Source organism: Arthrobacter sp. FW306-1B-G06A, from assembly GCF_058781765.1.
The window spans coordinates 1-2,785 of record NZ_JBYSXB010000082.1; the positions used below are offsets into that span (position 1 = coordinate 1).

At 65.2% G+C, this 2,785-nt stretch carries 2 protein-coding genes; both read right to left on the bottom strand.

Annotated features, from left to right (window positions below):
* The coding region (locus tag AC3WJM_RS22930) for an ABC transporter ATP-binding protein (RefSeq protein WP_492273044.1) at positions 1-1,166 on the bottom strand (1,166 nt) is incomplete at its 3' end.
* Positions 1,163-2,785 (bottom strand): ABC transporter permease subunit (locus AC3WJM_RS22935; RefSeq protein WP_492273045.1); only part of this gene is annotated, 1,623 nt, incomplete at its 5' end. The genes AC3WJM_RS22930 and AC3WJM_RS22935, both read right to left, overlap by 4 nt.

A 2,785-nucleotide genomic window follows, 5' to 3' on the forward strand; every position in this document is an offset into this window, starting at 1 on the left:
GGACTCTGGGTGTCGATGACGTGGGTGCGGGTGGTGTCGATGCGGAGTGTCACGGGTGTTCCTTCGTCGATGTGGTCGATTCCTTGCTGCTGGTTTTCGTTGAAGGTCCGGGGTAGTCGGACGATGAGTTCTCCGAGGGTGCTGGTGCATTGCCAGGCGATCTCCCTGCCGGCGAAGCGGCGGCTCCGCACGGTTGCCTGGATGCAGCCGGGCGCGTTCGCTGGTCCGGCGGTGAGTTCGAGGCGTTCGGGGCGGACTGCCACACAGCAGTCCCGGTCCGCGGGTTTGTCGTGGCCTGACCACAGCACGACGTTGGAGTCACGGGCTCGTACCTGCCATCCTTGCGGGCCGGTTTCCACGGTTCCGTCGATGAGGTTGCAATCTCCTACGAAGTTCGCGACGAAGCGCGAATTTGGGCGGTCGTAGATGGCCTCGGGGGAGCCGATCTGTTCGATGCCTCCGTTGTTCATGACGACAATGACATCGGACATCGCGAGTGCTTCCTCCTGGTCGTGGGTGACGTACAGGAAGGTGTTTTTGACTCGGGCGTGGAGGTCTTTGAGTTCTATTTGCATGGTTTCGCGGAGTCTGCGGTCCAGTGCACCGAGAGGCTCATCGAGCAGGAGGACTGGGGGTGCGTAGACCAGCGCGCGGGCCAGTGCGACGCGCTGCTGCTGGCCGCCGCTGAGTTCGGCAGGTTTGCGGTGGCCGAGCTTGCTCAGTTCGACGACTTCGAGTGCGTGCGTGACGCGCTGGGCGACCTCGGCGCGTGGAACGGAGCGGACTTCCAGCGGGAACGCGATGTTTTCGCGCACGGTCATGTGGGGGAACAGGGCGTAGTTTTGGAAGACGACGCCGAGGTTCCGCTGATCGGCGGGGACGCCGATCAGGTCGCGGCCGGCAAGGCGCACGCTGCCGGAGTCGGGTTGGACGAAGCCGGCCAGGATGCCCAGCAGGGTAGTCTTGCCCGAACCGCTTGGGCCAAGAATTGAGACGAAATCGCCGTCACGGACCTTGAGCGAGATACGGTTCAGGGCGGTGGTGTCGCCGTAGGTCTTGACCAGCTCGTCGAAGACGAGATAGTCCTCTGCCTGCCCCGTGCTGGGCGCACGGGCAACGTCCCCGCGCGGGGACGGGATCGTTCTGGCGATGGCAGGGTTGATCATGATGCACTCCGATGGGTTTTGGTGGCGCGCCGCGCCAGGTATGAACCGGAACCGGCGAGGGCTACCAGGGCGATGGTGGCCCCGGTGAGCATGACGCCGACTACTGCCAGTTCGGGGCTGAGGTTCTGTGAAGCGCCGCTCCAGAACTTCAACGACAGGTTCTCGAACGTGAGCCCGCCCATGAACAGGGTAACGGTGAACTCCTCAAGTGAGAGCAACACTGCCAGGAAGGCGCCGGTGACGAGTGCGGGCCGCAGCAGTGGCAGGGTGACCTTCCGCAGCCGCTGCCAAGGCGATGCGCCGAGCGAGTGGGCTGCCTGGTCCCACCTGGGGTCATAGGAGTTCAACCCGTTCAAGACGTTGATGTAGACGTACGGGAGCGCCAGCACGCTGTGCACGACTGCGATCGCCCGCCAGTCGCCGATCAGATCGAATTGGGTGAAGACGGTGAAGATCCCCGTGGCATACATGACATGCGGCACCATCAGGGGCAGTATTGCCGCCGCCGCGATGGTCCTGCTTCCCAGGAAGCGCACCTTCGTCGTGCGCAATGCCAGGAAGCTACCGAGGACGAGCGCGAGGAAGGTCGCCAGCGCTGCCACCTGCACGGACTGACCGAGCGCCGCGCCCCACGTCGGGTTGGTGAACACCTCGGTGTACCACTGCGTGGACCACGTGTCGGTCGGGAACGCGAGCAACGGCAGCGGCTGGAACGACATGCCGAACAGGTACGCGAATGGACCGTCGATGAGGAGTACAGCGAGGACAACCGTGGCGCGGACCAGGACGTGGTGGCGGCCTGAACCGGTAGGGATGCGGCGGATCAGGGCAGAGAACGGTCGGCGCGGTTGCCGTTTCCCTTGCCGCTGTCGTGACGGCCAGCCGGTCCGGCGCCCGCGGCGTCCGCGCAGGGCCGCCAAGCCGAAGACTTCACCGAGTCCTACGGAGCGGGCGGCCAGGATGAGCACCAGCGCCACGGCTGCGGCGAGGATGACAGTGAGTGCGGCCGGGAACGCCGGCGGGAGCCCGTAGAGGCCTTGGGTGACCCGCTCGACGACAAGGGTGACCACGGTTGTCTCTGTGGGACCGCCGATCAATGCGGGTGTGGCGTACATGCCGGCGCTGGTGGTGAAGACCACCACCGCGCCGGCGACGACACCGGATTTGGTCTGCGGAGCGTACACGCGCCAGAAGCTCTCGAGGTGGTTCGCGCCTAGTGTCCGGGCTGCTCGCATGTGTGACGGGTCGATCCGGGACATCGAGACGTAGCAGGAGAGGATCATCACCGGCAAGAACACATGTACCAGTACCACCAGGACACCGACGAGGGTGTAGTCGTAGGTCGCCGTGCTGCTTCCAAGCCAATGCGCGACGGCGACGATCGGACCGTTGACCCCCAGCAGGCCGATCCAGGCATAAGTGCGCACCAGGGTCGAGGTCAGGTAGGGGACGGCGAGGGCCCCGAGGAACACTGCCCGGCTCCGCGGCCCCATCAGCGTTAACGCGTAGGCCACGGGGAAGCCCAGGACGGCGGTGATGAGTGTGGCCCCCGCCGCCAGAGCCAAGGTCCGTCCGAGGATGACGATGTCCGACGATGAGCTCAGCTGATCGGTATAGGC